This is a genomic window from Pseudomonas sp. M2(2023) (assembly GCF_030263955.1).
Classification (GTDB): domain Bacteria; phylum Pseudomonadota; class Gammaproteobacteria; order Pseudomonadales; family Pseudomonadaceae; genus Aquipseudomonas; species Aquipseudomonas asiatica.
This window is the reverse complement of the sequence record NZ_CP127114.1, coordinates 3,484,028-3,502,019: the sequence shown is the minus strand read 5'-3', so window position 1 is coordinate 3,502,019 and position 17,992 is coordinate 3,484,028. Positions and strand designations below refer to the sequence as shown.

16 protein-coding genes are annotated in these 17,992 nt (G+C 64.4%); 3 read left to right on the top strand and 13 right to left on the bottom strand.

The window, feature by feature from the left end; genetic code table 11:
* Positions 1 to 2: 2 nt before the first annotated feature.
* Positions 3 to 929 (bottom strand): LysR family transcriptional regulator, encoded by a 927-nt coding sequence (locus QN085_RS16165; protein ID WP_013973160.1) that lies wholly within the window; start codon positions 927 to 929, stop codon positions 3 to 5.
* A 140-nt stretch (positions 930 to 1,069) separates the two neighbouring features.
* Here QN085_RS16165 and QN085_RS16160 point away from each other — a divergent pair, with 140 nt between their 5' ends.
* Complete coding sequence (locus tag QN085_RS16160; RefSeq protein ID WP_013973159.1) at positions 1,070 to 2,299, top strand: acyl-CoA dehydrogenase; 1,230 nt, start codon at positions 1,070 to 1,072, stop codon at positions 2,297 to 2,299.
* A gap of 306 nt (positions 2,300 to 2,605) precedes the next feature.
* Here the strand turns inward: QN085_RS16160 and QN085_RS16155 are convergent, their stop codons facing one another.
* The 7 genes from QN085_RS16155 to ribBA all read right to left on the bottom strand — a co-directional run bounded on the left by QN085_RS16155 (position 2,606) and on the right by ribBA (position 10,685).
* A complete protein-coding gene (locus QN085_RS16155) occupies positions 2,606 to 3,670 on the bottom strand; it encodes a TerC family protein (protein WP_024087360.1) in 1,065 nt (354 codons plus the stop codon).
* A gap of 189 nt (positions 3,671 to 3,859) precedes the next feature.
* Positions 3,860 to 5,167: a substrate-binding domain-containing protein gene (locus QN085_RS16150; protein WP_024087359.1), complete on the bottom strand. Its 1,308-nt coding sequence runs from the start codon at positions 5,165 to 5,167 to the stop codon at positions 3,860 to 3,862.
* A 143-nt stretch (positions 5,168 to 5,310) separates the two neighbouring features.
* Positions 5,311 to 6,459, bottom strand: coding sequence for an ABC transporter ATP-binding protein (locus QN085_RS16145; protein ID WP_013973156.1), 1,149 nt, complete (start codon positions 6,457 to 6,459; stop codon positions 5,311 to 5,313).
* A gap of 19 nt (positions 6,460 to 6,478) precedes the next feature.
* Positions 6,479 to 7,288, bottom strand: a complete 810-nt coding sequence (locus tag QN085_RS16140; RefSeq protein ID WP_015270845.1) for an ABC transporter permease — start codon at positions 7,286 to 7,288, stop codon at positions 6,479 to 6,481.
* 6 nt (positions 7,289 to 7,294) lie between these two features.
* Positions 7,295 to 8,212 carry an ABC transporter permease gene (locus QN085_RS16135; protein ID WP_015270844.1) on the bottom strand — a complete coding sequence of 306 codons (918 nt, stop codon included), beginning with the start codon at positions 8,210 to 8,212 and terminating at the stop codon, positions 7,295 to 7,297.
* Positions 8,209 to 9,234, bottom strand: a complete 1,026-nt coding sequence (locus QN085_RS16130; protein WP_013973153.1) for an ABC transporter substrate-binding protein — start codon at positions 9,232 to 9,234, stop codon at positions 8,209 to 8,211. Before QN085_RS16130 ends, QN085_RS16135 begins: the two co-directional genes overlap by 4 nt.
* A gap of 329 nt (positions 9,235 to 9,563) precedes the next feature.
* Positions 9,564 to 10,685 (bottom strand): bifunctional 3,4-dihydroxy-2-butanone-4-phosphate synthase/GTP cyclohydrolase II, encoded by a 1,122-nt coding sequence (gene ribBA / locus QN085_RS16125; protein ID WP_013973152.1) that lies wholly within the window; start codon positions 10,683 to 10,685, stop codon positions 9,564 to 9,566.
* Positions 10,686 to 10,763: 78 nt separating this feature from the next.
* Between ribBA and QN085_RS16120 the strand changes: the two genes are divergently transcribed.
* Positions 10,764 to 11,057 (top strand): DUF1330 domain-containing protein, encoded by a 294-nt coding sequence (locus QN085_RS16120; RefSeq protein ID WP_023662089.1) that lies wholly within the window; start codon positions 10,764 to 10,766, stop codon positions 11,055 to 11,057.
* Positions 11,058 to 11,171: 114 nt separating this feature from the next.
* Here QN085_RS16120 and QN085_RS16115 read toward each other — a convergent pair whose 3' ends face one another.
* Together QN085_RS16115 and QN085_RS16110 are read right to left on the bottom strand one after the other, a co-directional pair.
* Positions 11,172 to 11,894 carry a pirin family protein gene (locus QN085_RS16115; protein ID WP_013973150.1) on the bottom strand — a complete coding sequence of 241 codons (723 nt, stop codon included), beginning with the start codon at positions 11,892 to 11,894 and terminating at the stop codon, positions 11,172 to 11,174.
* Positions 11,895 to 11,948: 54 nt separating this feature from the next.
* Complete coding sequence (locus tag QN085_RS16110; protein ID WP_023661817.1) at positions 11,949 to 12,968, bottom strand: alpha/beta hydrolase; 1,020 nt, start codon at positions 12,966 to 12,968, stop codon at positions 11,949 to 11,951.
* A 145-nt stretch (positions 12,969 to 13,113) separates the two neighbouring features.
* Between QN085_RS16110 and QN085_RS16105 the strand changes: the two genes are divergently transcribed.
* Positions 13,114 to 13,998: a LysR family transcriptional regulator gene (locus QN085_RS16105; protein WP_023661816.1), complete on the top strand. Its 885-nt coding sequence runs from the start codon at positions 13,114 to 13,116 to the stop codon at positions 13,996 to 13,998.
* A gap of 174 nt (positions 13,999 to 14,172) precedes the next feature.
* On the opposite strand, the gene QN085_RS16100 is transcribed toward QN085_RS16105, so the two are convergent.
* Genes QN085_RS16100 through QN085_RS16090 form a run of 3 tightly spaced genes read right to left on the bottom strand, consistent with a single transcriptional unit; the run spans position 14,173 to position 17,987 of the window.
* Positions 14,173 to 14,778, bottom strand: coding sequence for a sarcosine oxidase subunit gamma (locus QN085_RS16100; RefSeq protein WP_023661815.1), 606 nt, complete (start codon positions 14,776 to 14,778; stop codon positions 14,173 to 14,175).
* 3 nt (positions 14,779 to 14,781) lie between these two features.
* Positions 14,782 to 17,685: a 2Fe-2S iron-sulfur cluster-binding protein gene (locus QN085_RS16095; protein WP_041505857.1), complete on the bottom strand. Its 2,904-nt coding sequence runs from the start codon at positions 17,683 to 17,685 to the stop codon at positions 14,782 to 14,784.
* Complete coding sequence (locus QN085_RS16090; protein WP_023662860.1) at positions 17,682 to 17,987, bottom strand: sarcosine oxidase subunit delta; 306 nt, start codon at positions 17,985 to 17,987, stop codon at positions 17,682 to 17,684. Before QN085_RS16090 ends, QN085_RS16095 begins: the two co-directional genes overlap by 4 nt.
* Positions 17,988 to 17,992 lie beyond the last annotated feature (5 nt).

Here is a 17,992-nt window from a genome sequence, read left to right as displayed (position 1 = left end):
GTTCAGGCTGGTTCCAAGGCCCTTTCTTCCTCGGCCACCACACGTTCGCACAACTCGGTGATCTGCTCGCGCATCCAGCGGTTGGCCGGGTCCTGATCGGTGCTTTCATGCCAGTACAGGTGCGTTTCCAGCGCAGGCACCTCCACCGGCAGTGGCTGGTAACGCAACTGATGGCGGCGGGCGAAGCGCTCGGGGACGGTCATCGCCATGTCGGTCTGCTGCAACACCTGCGAGGCCATCAGGTAATGCTGCGAGCGCAAGGCAACCTTGCGCTGCACGCCCATCTTGCCCAGGGCCAGGTCGACATAGCCCAGGCCGTTGCGGCGGCTGGAAATATGGATGTGGGTCATGCCGAGGTAGTTGTCGAGGGTCAGCTTGCTGTCGGCCAGCGGGTGGCCCTGGCGCAGGGCGCAGACATAGCGGTCTTGCATCAGTTTTACGTGGCGTACTTGCGGGTCGGTGTTCAACGGTGCGTCGATGGCGAAGTCCAGGCGGCCGGCGGCAAGTTCCTTGGTGGTCTCGCGGCGCTTGCACAAAAAGCTTTCGATCAGCACCGCCGGCGCCAGGCGGCGCAAGCGCTGGAACAGCGGCGGCAGGATGACCGCTTCGGTCAGGTCGGTCATGCTGATGCGGAAAGTCTTGTTGGCCTGTTGCGGGTTGAAAATGCGGCTTTCCTGCACCGAGGTGCGCAACAGTGCCAAGGCATTGCGCACCGGGCCGATGATGTTCTGCGCCATGGGCGTTGGCACCATGCCTTGCGCGGTGCGCACGAACAGCGGGTCATTGAAGGTTTCGCGCAGCCGTGAAAGGGCGTTGGACACTGCCGGCTGGGTGATGCCCACGATCTGCCCGGCGCGGGTCAGGTTGGCTTCGGTGTAGATCGCATCGAACACGATGAACAGGTTGAGGTCGACCTTGCTGAGGTTCATGGGCGCCGCTCTTTGTTGGAATTATTGGCCGATCATATATCGGTTATGAATGTTTATACACGCGGAAAATAGGCTAGGTGGATGAGGCCATGCTGCTCTAGGCTCTGGCCCATGTACTCCGAACCGTGAAGGTAGCCCCGATGGATTTCGCCTATTCGCCCAAGGTCCAGGCACTGCGTGAGCGCGTCAGCGCGTTCATGGACGCCTATGTCTACCCCGCCGAGGCGGTGTTCGAGCGCCAGGTCGCCGAGGGTGACCGCTGGCAGCCCACCGCGATCATGGAAGAACTCAAGGCCAAGGCCCGCGCTGAAGGGCTGTGGAACCTGTTCCTGCCCGAATCGGAATACGGTGCCGGCCTGAGCAACCTGGAATACGCCCCGCTGGCTGAAATCATGGGCCGTTCGTTGCTCGGCCCGGAGCCGTTCAACTGCTCGGCGCCGGACACCGGCAACATGGAAGTGCTGGTGCGCTATGGCAGTGAAGCGCAGAAGCGCCAGTGGCTGGAGCCGCTGCTGCGTGGCGAGATCCGTTCGGCGTTCGCCATGACCGAACCGGACGTGGCCTCCTCGGATGCCACCAACATGGCCGCCACCGCCGTGCGTGACGGTGACCAATGGGTAATCAACGGCCGCAAGTGGTGGACCTCTGGCGCTTGCGACCCGCGCTGCAAGGTAATGATCTTCATGGGCCTGTCCGACCCTGAAGGGCCACGCCACCAGCAGCACTCGATGGTGCTGGTGCCCACCGATGCGCCTGGGGTCAAGATCGTCCGCCCTCTGCCGGTGTTCGGTTATGACGATGCTCCCCATGGCCACGCCGAGGTGCTCTTCGAGAACGTGCGGGTACCGTATGAGAACGTGATCCTGGGTGAAGGCCGTGGCTTCGAAATTGCCCAGGGGCGCCTTGGCCCTGGCCGTATCCACCACTGCATGCGCTCAATCGGCATGGCCGAGCGCGCGCTGGAACTGATGTGCAAGCGCTCGGTGGAGCGTACCGCCTTCGGCCGGCCACTGGCGCGTCTGGGCGGCAACGTCGACAAGATTGCCGACTCGCGCATGGAGATCGACATGGCCCGGCTGCTGACGTTGAAAGCGGCCTACATGATGGACACGGTCGGCAACAAGGTGGCCCGCAGCGAGATTGCGCAAATCAAGGTAGTGGCGCCGAACGTGGCACTGAAGGTGATCGACCGGGCGATCCAGATTCATGGCGGGGCAGGGGTGAGTGGCGATTTCCCGCTGGCTTACATGTACGCCATGCAACGCACCTTGCGCCTGGCCGACGGGCCAGATGAAGTGCACCGGGCGGCGATCGGCAAGTATGAGATCGGCAAGTACGTGCCGGCGGAGATGATGCGTAGCGGACGATGATTTACCGGCTTGTTCCGGCCTCTTCGCGGGCTTGCCCGCTCTCATAGAACTGCACATAACTCATTGAATTAGCAGGGACCCTGTGGGAGCGGCTTTAGCCGCGAACACCGGCGCAGCCGGTGCCATGCACTGCGTTGGATTCTTCGCGGCTAAAGCCGCTCCCACAGGGTACGAGGATCGCTTGCGAGTTCAGTTCTCTGTGCGACAGCGCACAGGTACTGTGCTGCCTCCAAGCTGTGCACAATATCTGTAGGAGCGGGCTTGCCCGCGAAGAGGCCCTTGAAGGCTCACTGGTTCTCTGGATGGTCAGACCCGCATCTGCGGGTCTTCCTCCTTCTCGCTGACTGTGCGATCGGCATTTGAAGGCTGTCTGGATTGAGCACCCTTGATTTCCGGCTTTTCCCCCCGCGTCTTGACCAACGAAACCACCACCCCACCCAGCAACAACCCGAACGTCACCCCCAGCGACAGCAATGCCGGCACCTTGCCCACCATGCCGTGGTAGAAGATCTTGCAGCCAATGAAGATCAGCACCAGCGCGAGCGCGTACCTGAGGTAAACGAACCGGTGCATCAGCGCCGCCAGCGCAAAATACAACGAGCGCAAGCCGAGGATGGCGAAGATGTTCGAGGTGTAGACGATGAACGGGTCCTGGGTGATGGCGAAGATTGCCGGGACACTGTCGACGGCGAACACCAGGTCGGCCAGTTCGATCAGCACCAGCGCCATGAACAGCGGGGTGGCATGGCGTAGCGCCTTGTGCTGCCCGGGCGGGGTCTGCTGCACGAAGAAGTGCGAGCCGTGGATCTGCTCGGTGACCCGCATGTGCCGGCGCACGAACTTGAGGATTGGGTTGTTGGCCAGGTCGGGGCGGCTATCTTCCTTAGACAGCGCCATCTTCACCCCGGTAAACAGCAGGAAGGCACCGAAGATATACAGTACCCAGGCGAAGTTCTGCACCAGCGCCGCGCCCACGCCGATCATGATCGCCCGCAGGAACACCACCCCGAGGATGCCCCAGAACAGCACGCGGTGCTGGTAGCGGCGGGGGATGGCGAAATAGCTGAAGATCATCGCCATGACGAACACGTTGTCCATCGACAGCGACTGTTCGACCAGGAACCCGGTGTAGAACTCCAGCGCCGACTGCGCGCCCAACTGGTACCAGACACCGACGCCGAACAGCACGCCGACGCTGAAATAGCCCGAATACAGCAGCAGGCTCTCGCGCATTTCGATTTCCCGGTCGTGGCGGTGCAGCACGCCCAGGTCGAGTACCAGCAAACCGATGACGATGGCCATGAACACCAGCCACAACCAGGTGCTGGTACCGAGGAACGGGGTGGTGAGGAATGTGTGTAGAGCTGTCATGAGCCCCTCCTTGAATGTCGACGTTGCATGGCAACAGTGATCCGACATGGCGGCCTGGCAGCCGTCAGAGGGGCCCGGTATCACATGGGCTTGAGCCTAGACCCGTTTGCCGGTGATGCCGAATGGGGAGCTGTTACATTTCTTTGCCAGGCCGCTCCTACACCAGTCAGGCCAGAGCAGGCCAATCGTTCAATAAACCCACACTTCCACCCGGCGATTACGCAGTCGCCCTTGCTCCAGTTCGTTCCCTGCCACTGGCAGTTCATCCCCCATCCCCGTCACCTCCAGCACCTCCACGCCATCGCGCGCCAGCTCGCGGCGCACCGCCTGGGCCCTTAGGCGGGACAGCAGGGCGGCGCGACCGGGTGTCTCCTTGGGGTCGCCAAAGCCCACCAGCACCGCCTTGCGCTGCAATTTGCCCGCTTGGCGCAGGTAGTCGGCAACGCGCTGGACATCGCGCAGGGCCTTGTTGTCGAGGCTGGCGCTGCCTTCCTGGAAGCGGAAATTCACGCTCAACCGTTGCGCCTGTAGGGCGAGGGTGCGATAGCGCGGCGGCATGTCCGCCTGAAGGGGCACAGGTTGGGCCTTGATCTGCTGCGAAACGAAACCCTGCTGGGCGACGATCGCCTGGCCCGCGGGACTCTGAGTGAAATCGGCCAGCGCCTTGGCCTGGGGCTTGGGGTTGGCCGGCAGGTAGAAGTACAGGCGCCGCGATAGCGGGTAGTCCTCGCTGGCCACCAGTGCACGCTCCGGCAGCATGGCCGGCGCGTCACCCTCGGCAACCGCCAGCACCTTGGCCCCATGCACCGCCGCCAGGCTGCTGAAGCCGATGGCCTGGCGGTCGGCGCCCACTCGCGCGGCCAGCTCGTCGCTGGACTCGAAGCGTTGGGCCTTGGGCGAAAGCTCGCTTTGCTGGGGTTCCAGCACCAGGGCCTTGAAGGTCTCGAAGGTACCGGAGCGGTCGTCACGGGCGTACAGGTGGATGGCCCCGCCGGCAACACCCAATTGCTCCCAGCGCTGGATCTGCCCGGCAAAGATCTGTGCCAGTTGCCCCGTGGTGAGCTGTGGCAGCGGGTTGTCGGGGTGAACGATGACCGCGACGCCATCCAGGCCGATGACTTGTTCGGCGGCAGCGGCGCGCAGGTCGCCCAAAGCCTGCAGTTGGCTTGCTTCGTTGTCGTTGATAGGCCGCGACGCGGCGGCCAGGTCGGCCTCGCCATGGCCCAGGGCGACGAAGCCGGTGCTGGAACCGTGTGCGGCGATGTCGATGCGCAAAGGCTGGCCATGCTTATCGCGAGCGGTGATGACAGTCTCGTTGGCCAGCTTGCCTGGGTATTGTTCGATGGCGGTAGCTTGCTGTGCGCGCAATTGCCCTTGCACCAGCGCTGGCAGCAAGGCCGCGCCGATGGTGTTGGAGCCTTGCACGCGCAGGTGAGCGGGCTCGGCCAGGGTCGCCAGCGGCAGCAGGGTGAGCAGCAAGACAAGCAGGCGGGGCATGCCGGAAGGCCTATGGCATAGAGATGGCCGGCAGATTACGACAGTGGCGTGATGATAATGTGACAGTCCATGGGGCAGTGAAAGGCCGCCCCTGTAGGAGCGGCCTTGTGTCGCGAAAGGGCCGCAAAGCGGCCCCAGCGGTTTCAATGCGCCCCGGCAGACTTGCTCAGGTCACTTTCCGCCCACTCGGTATAGATGCACGCATCCGCCACCGCCCAGCGCACCTTCACGGTATCCCCTGGCTGCATCGGCATGCCCGCCGCCGACAAAGCCTTGACCGTCAGCTCGGTTCCGCCCGCGGTCACTACGTGGCAGGTCTGGCTCTCGCCCAGGAACAGCACTTCACCAACCTTGGCACTGACCTCGTTCCACCCCGCCGGCAGCGGCTCGCGTGCGGCCTGTTCGGCGGTCAGGGCCAGGGCCTTTTCCGGGCGTACCATGATCAGTGCATCCTGCGAGGCGGCCAGGCCCGGGGTCAGGCGGATGGCTACCGGCTGGCCCTCGAAGCTGCCCGCGCCATTGCTGCTGGCCTTGATCCGCAGGAAGTTGGAGTTGCCCAGGAACGAGGCGACGAAGGCATTCGGCGGGTTTTGGTACAGGTCGTAACCGGTGCCCAGGCCGACGATCTTGCCATGGCTGAAGATGGCGATGCGCTGGGACAGGCGCATGGCTTCTTCCTGGTCGTGGGTGACGTAGACGATGGTGATGCCCAGGCGCCGGTGCAACTGGCGCAGTTCATCCTGCAGGTCTTCGCGCAGCTTCTTGTCCAGCGCGCCGAGCGGTTCGTCCATCAGCAGGATGCGCGGTTCGTACACCAGCGCCCGGGCGATAGCCACGCGCTGCTGCTGGCCACCGGACATCTGCGACGGCTTGCGGTGGGCGAACTTTTCCAGCTGCACCAGCTTGAGCATGGCATCGACGCGCTTGCTGGTTTCGCTGGCACTGAGCTTGCGAATGGCCAGCGGAAAGCCGATGTTGTCGCGCACGTTCAGGTGCGGGAACAGCGAATAGCGCTGGAACACCATGCCGATGTCACGCTTGTGCGGCGGCACGTTGACCAGTGACTGGCCATCGACCAGGATCTCGCCGCTGCTCGGCGTTTCGAAACCGGCCAGCATCGACAGGGTGGTGGACTTGCCCGAGCCGCTGGAGCCGAGGAAGGTCAGGAACTCGCCGTCCTGGATTTCCAGGTCGAGGTTGTCCACGGCGGTGAAGTCGCCGTAGTGCTTGTTCAGGCCGCGCAGGCTGACCAGGGTCTTGCCGTGCGCGTTGTCTTTGATCACTGCACTCATTGTTGTTTTCTCCGCGCGCTCAGGCGTTGGCTTCGGTGCGCCGGCGCAAGGCGGCGGCAATGAACATGACAAGCAGCGACAGGCCGATCAGCAGGGTCGAGGCCACGGCGATGACCGGGCTGAGGTCCTGACGCAGGGTGGTCCACATCTTCACCGGCAGGGTCTGCAGGTCGGGGCTGGCCATCATCACGCTCAGCACCACTTCATCCCACGACACCAGGAAGGCGAACAGGCCGCCGGCGATCATCCCCGGGCGAATCGCCGGGAAGGTTACCTTGAAGATCGCCTGCAGGCGCGAGGCGCCGCAGATCACCGCGGCATCCTCGATGGATTGGTCGAACAGCTTCAGCGAATTGATGATCGAGATGATGGTGAAGGGCAGGGCGACGATCACGTGGCTGACCACGAAGGCGAACAGCGTGCCGGTGTAGCCGAGCTTGAGGAACAGCGCGTACACCGCCACGGCAATGATCACCAGCGGCACGATCATCGGCATGGTGAACAGCCCGTACAGCAGCTCGCGGCCCGGGAAGCGGCCACGCACCAGGGCAAACGCGGTGGGCAGGCCGAGCAGCACGGCGGCGATGGTGGTCAGCACGGCCACCTTCAGGCTGGCCAGCGCGGCGTCCATCCACTCCGGGTTGGAGAAGAACTGGCCGTACCACTTGAAGGTCCAGCCCGGCGGCGGGAACACCAGCCACTGCGACGAGCCGAACGACAGCAACACGATGAACACCACCGGCAACAGCAGGAAGGCCGCGATGACCCCGGTGGTCAGGTACAGGCCCGTACGCAGCGGGCGGCCCATGGCATTGGGAGACAGGAGCATGGCGGTTTACCTCGCGTTGCCAACCGGGGATTCCGGCTGCAGCTTCAGGTACAGGTAGAAGAGCACCAGGGTGATCACCACCAGCAGTGCGGCGGCGGCGCTGGCCAGGCCCCAGTTGAGGAACGACTGCACCTGCTGGATGATGAATTCGGGCAGCATCATGTTCTGCGCACCGCCCAGCAGGGCCGGGGTGACGTAGTAACCGAGCGACATCACGAACACCATCAGTGCCCCGGAGAACAGCCCCGAGCGGCACAGCGGCAGGAACACTTTCCAGAAATTGGTCCACGGGCTGGCGCCACAGATCGAGCCGGCCTGCAGCACCATCGGGTCGATGGCGTGCATGGTCGCCTGCAGCGGCAGCACGATGAACGGGATCATGATGTAGCTCATGCCGATCACCACGCCGGTCAGGTTGTGCACCATTTCCAGCGGGGCATCGATGATACCCATGGCCATCAACGCCTTGTTGATCACCCCCGAGCTCTGCAGCAGCACCAGCCACGAGTAGGTGCGCGCCAGCAGGCTGGTCCACATCGACAGCAGCACGATGTTCAGCAACCAGCGGCCCCAGCCCTTGGGCACCAGGGTAATTGCCCAGGCCAGCGGGAAGCCCAGCAGCACGCTGATCAGGGTGACCACGCCGGCCACCGAGAAGGTGTTGAACAGCACCCGCGCATAGGCCGAGTTGGCGAACAGCTGCTCGTAGTTGCCCAGGCCCGGCGTTGGCTCCAGCACCCCGCGCAGCAACAGGCCGGCCAGCGGAGCGAAGAAGAACAGGCCAAGGAACAGCAGGGCCGGCAGCAGATTGCGGCTGCCTTTCCAGCGCTGGCTCAGGCTGACGCGGCGGGGGGCCGTTCCCGGGGCGCCGGTGCCCGTGGGGGCACCTTGCGCGTTATGCAGGGCGTTGATGGCGACTTTCATTTGACCAACCACTCATTCCAGCGGGCTGCGATGGCCTGGCCGTTCTTGGCCCAGTAGGCGAAGTCGAGGGTGACCTGGTCCTGGGCGTAGGCGGTCGGCAGGTTCTGCGCGAGGTCTTTGTCCAGCTTGGCCACGCTGTCGACGTTCACCGGCGCGTAGGCGGTCTTGTTGGCGAACTCGGCCTGGCCTTCGGCGCTGCTGGCGTTGGCCAGGAACTTCATGGCCGCGTCCTTGTTCTTGGCACCTTTGGGGATGACCAGGAAGTCGGCCATGACCAGGTTCTGCTTCCAGCTCACGCCCACCGGTGCACCGTCTTGCTGCAGGGCATAGACGCGCCCGTTCCAGAACTGGCCGAGCGAGGCTTCACCGGAGGCCAGCAGTTGCTGCGACTGGGCGCCGCCGCCCCACCAGACGATGTCTTTCTTGATGGTGTCGAGCTTCTTGAAGGCGCGGTCCAGGTCCAGCGGGTACAGCTTGTCGGGGGCTACGCCGTCGGCCAGCAGGGCCAGTTCCAGTACGCCTGGGCTGGGCCATTTGTACAGGGCGCGCTTGCCGGGGTAGGTCTTGGTATCGAACAGTGCGGTCCAGTCCACCGGTTTGTTGGCACCGAGCTTGCCTTCGTTGTAGCCGAGCACGAAGGAGAAGAAGAACGAGCCGACGCCATGGTCGGAGACGAAGCGCGGGTCGATCTTGTCGCGCTTGATCTGGGTGAAATCGAGGGGTTCGAGCAGGCCTTCGCTGGCGGCACGCAGGGCGAAGTCGGCTTCGACGTCGACCACGTCCCACTGCACGTTGCCGCTCTCGACCATGGCCTTGAGCTTGCCATAGTCGGTGGGGCCGTCCTGGACGACTTTGATGTCGGTGGCTTTGGTGAAAGGTACGGCCCATGCTTCTTTCTGGGCGTCCTGGGTGGTACCGCCCCAGCTGACGAAGTTCAGGCTGTCGGCGGCCTGGGCGGCCTGACATGCCAGGGTCAGCAGGCTGGCGGACAGCACTGCGGTTACACGTTTGCTCAACAGCATGGTTACGCCCTCGTTGCTTTTGTTATTCGAGGCGGGGCTTGTGGTGCGCCCGCCAACAGTGTTCGGGGAGCAGCTAAAACAAAGTGTTTTTTGGCCGTTTTTGATTGTAGGTGCCGGCCTGCAGATTCAAGGTCTACGGGATATCATATTATGGTATTCCAAACTTTTGGCAAGAGGTATGAGGCTACCGGCCATCACTCCGTCCCTTTCAGAAACAGCGCGGGCCCTGTAGGAGCGGGTTCACCCGCGAATGCGTTGGTGGCTTCACCATCGCATTCGCGGGTGAACCCGCTCCTACAGGGCCCTGCCAAGTCAGTTGCTTCGGTGTTTTAGCCGACCATGTCCGGCTCGAAGGGGATGCTCTGCACCACCTCCAGCTCATACCCCGCCAGCCCCGCGTATTTCAGCGGCGGGCCCAGGTGGCGCAGCTTGCCCACGCCCAGGTCCTGCAGAATCTGCGCGCCTGTACCCACCTCCGAGTACACCTTCGATTGCCCACGCTGGTAAGGCCGCACCGGCTGGGTCAGCTGCGGCACGCGCTCCAGCAGCGCCTGTGAGGACTCATGGTTGGCCAGGATCACCACCACGCCGGCGCCTTCCTCGGCCACCTTCTGCAGCGCCGCCCAAAGCGTCCAGTTGGCGGGGCCGGCGTATTCGGCGCCGACCAGGTCGCGCAGCGGGTCGATCACGTGCACTCGCACCAGGGTCGGCTGCTCGCGGCGGATATCGCCCATGACCATGGCCATGTGTACGCCACCTTCGATGCGGTCTTCGTAGGTGACCAAGCGGAAGGTGCCATGCACGGTCGGCAGTTCGCGTTCGCCGATGCGCTTGATGGTCTGCTCGGTGCTCAGGCGGTAGTGGATGAGGTCGGCGATGGTGCCTATCTTGATGCCGTGCCGGGCAGCGAACACCTCCAGGTCCGGGCGGCGGGCCATGGTGCCGTCATCGTTGAGTACTTCGACGATAACCGACGCCGGGGTGAACCCGGCCAGGCGCGCCAGGTCGCAGCCGGCTTCGGTGTGGCCGGCGCGCGTCAGTACACCGCCTTCGCGGGCGCGCAGGGGGAAGATGTGACCGGGTTGCACCAGGTCTTCCGGGCGGGCGTTGGGGGCCATCGCCGCTGCCACCGTACGTGCCCGATCAGCAGCGGAAATACCGGTGGTAACGCCCGTGGCAGCCTCGATCGACACGGTGAAGGCGGTGCTGAAAACGCTGCCGTTGGCCGGCACCATCTGCTCCAGGCCCAGACGTTGGCAGTGATCGTCGGTCAGCGTCAGGCAGATCAGCCCGCGCGCTTCACGGGCCATGAAGTTGACGGCCTGGGCGTCGCATCGCTCGGCGGCGATCAGCAGATCGCCTTCGTTTTCCCGGTCCTCGTCATCCACCAGCAGGACCATCTTGCCTTGCCGGTAGTCCTCGAGAAGTTCTTCGATGGTGTTGAAAGCCATGTTGCACGCTCACTGTGGTGGGATGATTATTATGGTATACCATCATACACAAATATCGCCGTAACAGGAGAGCAGCGCATGAAGGCCTATTGGATCGCCCATGTGGACGTGACCTACCCCGAGCAATACCAGCAGTACACCCAGCGCGCCCCGGCTGCCTTCAAGGCATTCGGCGGCCGTTTCCTGGCCCGTGGCGGGCGTAGCGAGGCGATGGAAGGGCGGCCTACCCCTCAGCGTAGCGTGGTGATCGAGTTCGATTCGTACGAGCAGGCGCTGGCGTGTTACCGGTCCGAGCTGTACCAGGAGGCTTGCAGCCATCGTCAGGGGGTGGCGAAGGCTGAGGTGATCATCGTCGAAGGGGTCGAGCCCTGAGTTGGATTTGCGGCCTCTTCGCGGGTAAACCCGCTCCCACAGGTACGCCACAGATTTCGAAGTCTGTGGCGTACCTGTGGGAGCGGGTTTACCCGCGAAAGGGCCGGACCTGCCTCAAGGCATACCAGGCAACTCATGCGGCCGCAGGTCGAATACCAGCACCTCGGCATCCACCCCATTGCCCAGTTCCAGCACCTGTTCCTGCCTCACTCGCACCCCATCCCCTTCATTCAGCACTTGCCCATTGAGCTCGATGCTGCCCCGGGCCACATGCACATAGGCATGGCGGTTTTCCGGCAAGGTCAGGATGGCACGCTCGTCACCGTCGAACAGGCCGGCATACACCCGCGCATTCTGCCGTACCTGCAATGACCCCTCGGCGCCATCCGGCGAGATGATCAGGCGCAGCTTGCCGCGCTTTTCCTCGGCACTGAAATGCTGTTGCTGGTAACGCGGCGTTGCCCCCTGCACGTTCGGTACGATCCAGATCTGCAGGAAGTGCACCGGCTGCACCTGGCTGTGGTTGAACTCGCTGTGGGCCACGCCGTGGCCAGCGCTCATCAGCTGCACATCGCCCGGGCGGATCACCGAGCCGGTGCCCAGCGTGTCCTTGTGCTCCAGCGCGCCTTCCAGCACGTAGGAGAAAATCTCCATGTCGCGGTGCGGGTGCTGGCCAAAGCCCTTGCCGGGGATGACGCGGTCGTCGTTGATCACCAGCAGGTCCGAGAACCCTTGCTCGTCCGGGTTGCGGTAGTGGCCGAAGGAGAAGGTGTGGAACGATTTCAGCCAGCCATGAAAGGCCAGGCCGCGGTCTTTGGCGTTGCGTACGGTGAGCATGACGGGTCTCCTGAACCGGCAGGGCACCAGGCCCTGCCGCATGCATGGATGAGGTTACTGCAGGTGCACTTTCAGCTCGCCGGCGGCCTGGCGCATGGCCGCTTGCACGGCCGGCACCTGATGCAGCGGGTTGAGCAGCCCGTAGTCATGGATCATGCCGTTGTAGCGCACCGAGGTAACGGTCACCCCGGCAGCATTCAGCTTACGAGCATAAGCCTCACCTTCATCGCGCAGCACGTCGAACTCGGCCGTTTGCACCAGGGCCGGCGGCAGGCCCTTGAGCTGTTCACTGCTGGCCCGCAGCGGCGAGGCGTAGATCTGTTCCCGTGCCTTGGCATCGGTGGTGTAGTTGTCCCAGAACCACTTCATCATCCCGGTGGTCAGGAAGTGCCCCTCGGCAAACTGCTTGTACGACGCAGTTTCGAAGCTGGCATCGGTCACCGGCCACAGCAGCAGCTGGAAACGCAGGGCCGGGGTGCCGGCCTCTTTGGCTTTCAAGGCCACTACTGCCGCCATGTTGCCGCCGACGCTGTTGCCGGCCACGGCCAGGCGCTTGCCGTCCACGCCAATTTCCTTGCCATGCTCGGCCACCCAGCGGGTGGCGGCGTAGGCCTGGTTGATCGCGGTCGGGTAGTGCGCTTCCGGCGATGGGGTGTAGTCGACGTAGACCGCCACTGCGCCAGAGCCAACCACCAGGTCGTGGATCAGCCGCTGGTGGGTCGGGAAATCGCCGAGCACCCAGCCGCCACCGTGGAAGAACATGAACACCGGCAGGTCACCCTTCACGTTGGCCGGGCGCACCACTTGCAGTTTGATCGACTCGCCATTGGCCTGGATGGTGCGTTCCTTCACCTCGATACCCGAGAGATCGACCTTTACCGAGGCCTGGGCACCGGTCAGCACCGCGCGGGCGTCTTTCGGGCTGAGCTGCTCCAGTGGCTTGCCGCCGCCTTGTTCCAGGGCTTCGAGGAAGGCCTGGGTGTGCTGTTCGATACCCGGGCTGCCAGCGGCGAAGGCGCTGGAAACGGACAGGGCCAGAAGGGAAGCGGTAAGGGTTTTGTGGACAATGTTCATGAGCGAATCCTTTTCTGTTGAATGTTGGTAGTGGGCGTCTTGCCTGGCCTTCAGGGCCATCGCTGCGACTTGTGCGTAGATTAGGGAGATGCGTTGATGGGAAAAAGCCGCTATAAAGCGTTTGACTGTCACCAAGAGCGAGACAATGAACCCTTACGAAGACATGCGGATCTTTGCCCAGGTCATGGAAGCTGGCAGTTTCACTGCGGCTGCCGACCGCCTGGGGATGTCCAAGCAATCGGTCAGCCGGCGCCTGATGCAGCTTGAGGAGCGCCTGGGCGTGCGCCTGCTCAACCGCTCCACCCGGCGCCTGGATGCCACGCCGCTGGGCCAGCACTACTACCAGTCGGCGTTGCGCCTGCTCGGCGAAGTGCAGCAGGTGGAGCACGACATCAGCGGCCAGGCCCAGGCCTTGCGTGGCACCTTGCGTCTGAGTGCGCCGCTGTCGTTCGCCATGGCGCACCTGGGGTGCCTGCTGACCGAGTTCCTGCAGTTGCACCCGCAGGTGGATGTGGAGGTGGATTTGAGCGACCGCGCAGTGGACCTGATCGGCGAGGGCTATGACCTGGCGCTACGGATTGGTGCGCTGGAGGATTCCAGCCTGATTGCGCGGCGTATTGCCAGTGTCGAGCGGGTGTATTGTGCGAGCCCGGCGTACCTGAAGGCTCGGGGCGTGCCGGCCAGGCCGGAGCAACTGGCTGGGCATGATTGCCTGCCTTATGGTCATTCGCGGCAGGTACAGTGGCAGTTCCGCCAGGGCGGCAAAGTACAGGCGATCCAGGTAGTCGGGCGGATGCGGGCTAACAATGGCGAGCTGCTCAGGGATGCGGCGATTGCCGGGATGGGGGTGACCTATCTGCCAACCTTCATCGTGGGACAGGCGCTGGCGGATGGGCGACTGGTGACAGTGCTGGATGAGTGGCGGCCGCCAGCACTGCAGTTGTCGGCGGTGTACCCCCAGCACCGGCAGGTGGCGCGGCCGGTTCAGGGGTTTGTGAACTTCCTGCGTGAGCGCTTGGTGCACCTCTGACCTTCGGTACCGAGTGAGCTTCTTCGCGGGCGTGCCCGCGAACACCGGCGCAGCCGGTGCCAGCCACCGCGTTGGCTTCTTCGCGGGCCTGCCCGCTCCCACAGGTACTCCACAGCCCCAAGCCCAGTGATTACCCTGTGGGAGCGGGTTTACCCGCGAAGAGGCCGGTGCAGGTCAACGCATCAGTTCATCTACCCCGACCCACCCACCATCGAACTCATCCATGGCATCCAGCAGCGCTTCACGGAAATACGCCAGCGATGCCCGATCAAACAGCAACTGCAGCGCCGGCCTCTCATCGCTCCCCACATTCAGCACGATCACGTTGATCCGCGCCGCCGAGGTCTGCGCCACCGCCCCAACGGGAAACGCCCGGGCGCGCAAGTCCACACCGCACAACTTGGCCATCACCGCGCTGCAATGCACCCCCGAGAGCTGCAGCCAGGCATGGCTATCCTGGCGCGGCAGCAGGTAGTTGCGCCGGGCATCCTGCACCCACCCGGCCTCTTCGGCAGCCACCCGTGCACCGCCGTCGGCCAGGCTGCCCAGCAACAGGTACTCGGTCTGCGACAAGCGCGCTATCCAGCCACCGTCTTCCTGGCGCACGGCCTGGTTGGGTAGCGACGGCAAGCGGTAGCCACGCGCCTGCAGGCAAGCGGCACTGTCGCCCCCGCGAAACCCGACCCGTGCCAGATCGGTCAGGTCAGTCAACGCGCAGGTATGCAGCAGTTCGGCCCACGGGCCGGGTGAAATAAAAGCTTTGGCTTGCAAACTGGTCATCGCTCAGAGCTCCTGGCGCAGGTTGTCGGGATCGTGGAACGGCAGTGGCACCACCTTGGCATTGACCATCACACCGCCCTCCACGCGGATCGGGATGTGCATGCCAGGCGTGGCCTGATGGGCACCGGCGTAAGCCAGGCCGATGATCTGCCCCAGGGTTTGCGAGTATTCGCAGGATGTGACGTTGCCGCTGATGTCCGCCCCGTCCAGCACCAGATGCCCCTCCAGCGGTTGCGGGCTGCCCTTGGGCAGGGTGAAGCCGACCAGTTTGCGCTTGAGCGGCTGCGCTTCGAGGATCTCGATCGAGCGTTTGCCGACGAAGAATGGCTTCTTGCGGCCGATGGCCCATTGCATGTCGATCTCCGCCGGGTGGGTCATGCCGTCGGTGTCCTGGCTGATGATCACGTGGCCCTTTTCCAGGCGCAGCAGGCGTTGGGTCTCGACGCCGAACGGGCGAATGCCCAACCCCGCGCCAGCCTGCATCAAGGTATCCCACAGGTGCTCGGCGTGGCGCGCCGGCACGTGCACTTCGTAGCCCAGTTCACCCACAAAGCCCACCCGCAGGATGCGCGCGGCAATGCCGGCCACTGTGCCCTGGCGTACACCGAGGTAAGGGAAGGCATCGGCCGACAGGTCCACATCGTCACACACCTTGGCCAGCACCTGGCGTGACAGCGGCCCGGCCAGGTTGACCGCGGCCAGCGCGGCGGTGACGTTGGTGATGTCCACATCCAGGCGCCATTGCGCGTTCCACTTCAGCATCTGCTGGTAGATGCGGTCGACGCCGCTGGTGGTGGCGGTGACGTAGTAATGCTGCTCGCCCAGCCGGGCGCACACGCCATCATCGATCACCACGCCATGCTCGTTGGTCATCAGCGCGTAGCGGGTGCGGCCGATGGCCAGCTTGGCGAAGCCGAAGGTGTAAAGGCGCTCCAGCAGTTCGGCGGCGTCGGGGCCGCGCACATCCAGGCCACCGAGGGTGGAAACGTCGATCAGGCCGACCTTCTCGCGCACATGGCGGGCTTCCTCCTGCATGCAGCGTTCGCGGTCCTCGGGCTTGCCATAATAGGCCGGGCGCTGCCAGATGCCGGCCGGCATCATCTTCGCCCCGGCTTCCAGGTGGCGGCGGTGCATGGGCGTTTGCCGGTACGGGTCGAAGGCGCGGCCGGCGACGTGGGCCAGTTTTTCCGCCTGGAACGGTGGCCGGGCGGTGGTCACCCCGGTTTCGCTGATGCTGCGCCCGGTGGCGTGGGCCACCAGGCGAGCGGTCGGCAGCGCCGAGTGGCGGCCCTGGGACGGGCCCATGCCGACCGTGGAGAAGCGCTTGACCAGTTGCACATCGCGGTAGCCGCTGCGCGTGGCGTTGACGATGTCGCGCACTTGCAGGTCTTCGTCGAAGTCGACGAAATCCTTGCCCTTGGGGTGGGGGAAGATCGGCCAGGTGAAGTTGACCTTGGCTTCGGCGCTGAACACTGGCTGCACCGGCGCTTCCAGGCCCAGCGCTGCCAGCGCATCGGCAGCCCCGCGAGTGGCGTCGGCCAGCACATTGCCCAGTGCGTGACGGCCGTTCACCGAACCGGCGATATCCAGCCCGGCCGGCAGGTTGCTGATGACGAATTCGTCGCGGTTCACATCGTAGGCCAGCTTGCCGCCAGCCTGGCACGGCAACTGGTACACCGGCATGTAGCCTGCCGACATGCACAGCAGGTCGCAGGCCAGGCGCAGGCCATGCGGGCCGACCTTGCCCTGGCCGGTGATCGGGCGAATATCCACGCCACTCACGTGGCGCATGCCCGCTTCGTGCAGGGCTTCGTACACGGTGCTGCCCAGGTGCACGGGTATATCGCGGCGCTTCAGTTCGGCGGCCAGTGCGGCATCGGCTGGCGCAGCGCGCATGTCGACCACCGCGGCCACGGCCACGCCTTGCTCCTGCAGGTCGAGGGCGGCGAGGTAGCCGTCATCGTGGCCGGTGAGGACTACCGCGCGCTGGCCGGGTTTTACCGCGTACAGCTTCATCAGCCGCTGCACGGCGCTGGTCAGCATGACCCCCGGCAGGTCGTTGTTGCGGAACACAACTGGCTGGTCGAACGAACCGGCCGCCACCAGGCAGCGGCTGGCGCGCACCTTGTACAGGCGCTTGTGCTGGATCACCGGCAGGTAGTTGTCGGTGAACCAGCCGTTGCAGGTGGCGTCCAGCAGCACCTGGATGTTCGGGTGGCCCTCGACGGCAGCCAGCAGTTCCTGGCGCAGGCTGGTAGCGCGGGTGCCGGCAATGTCGAAGCGGGCGTAGGTGAGCGAGCCGCCAAGTACCGGCTGTTGCTCGATCAGCAACACCTTGGCCCCGGCATTGGCCGCGTCCAGTGCCGCACGCAGGCCAGCCGGGCCAGCGCCGATCACGGCCAGATCGACGAACAGATAGGCCTTGTCGTAATACTGCGGCCTGAAGCCTAGGTCGAGCACGCCCAGGCCGGCCTTCTTGCGGATCAGCGGCTCCCACACCTTCCACATGCCCTTGGGCTTGTAGAACGAGCGGTAATAGAAGCCCACCGGCATGAAGCGCGAAAACTTGCCCAGGTAGGCGTCGCGATCGTGCGCCAAGCTACCGTTGAAGTTCTGCCCTTCGACTACCTGGCCATCGCGGGCGGCTTCCAGGTCGGCCAGCACATTGGGCTCGTCCGGCAGCTGCACCAGGGTGTTGGCATCCTGCCCGGCCATGCTCAGCGGGCCGCGCGGGCGGTGGTACTTGAACGAGCGCGACAGCAGCCAGCGGCCACTGCCGAGCAGGGCGCTGGCGATGCTGTCACCGGCAAAGCCCTGGCAGGCCTGGCCGTCGAACTGGAAGTGCAGGGGCCGCTCGCGGTCGATCAGCAGGCCCATAGGCGCGGGGAGGCGAGTGTGGCTGTTCATCCGGCAATCTCCGGGGTGGCGGCGGGGGTGAAGTCGACGCGGCGGTCGAACAGTTCTTTCGGGTCGAAGGTGCGCAGCACCTGGTCGCTCACCGTGTGGCGTTCGGCCAGGAACCAGTAGCTGGAGGCGTTGTGCAGCCACCACTCGGTCACCACCCCGGCCAGGTTGTCGCTGTTGAACACATAGTCGGCCCATTGCGCATCGCTGCAGTTGGCCGGGTCGGGCATGTGCCTGAATTCGCCGCCGTAGGTGAACTCGCTGATATTGCGCGGGCCGTTCAAGGGGCAGGTCAGGATCTTCATCGTCG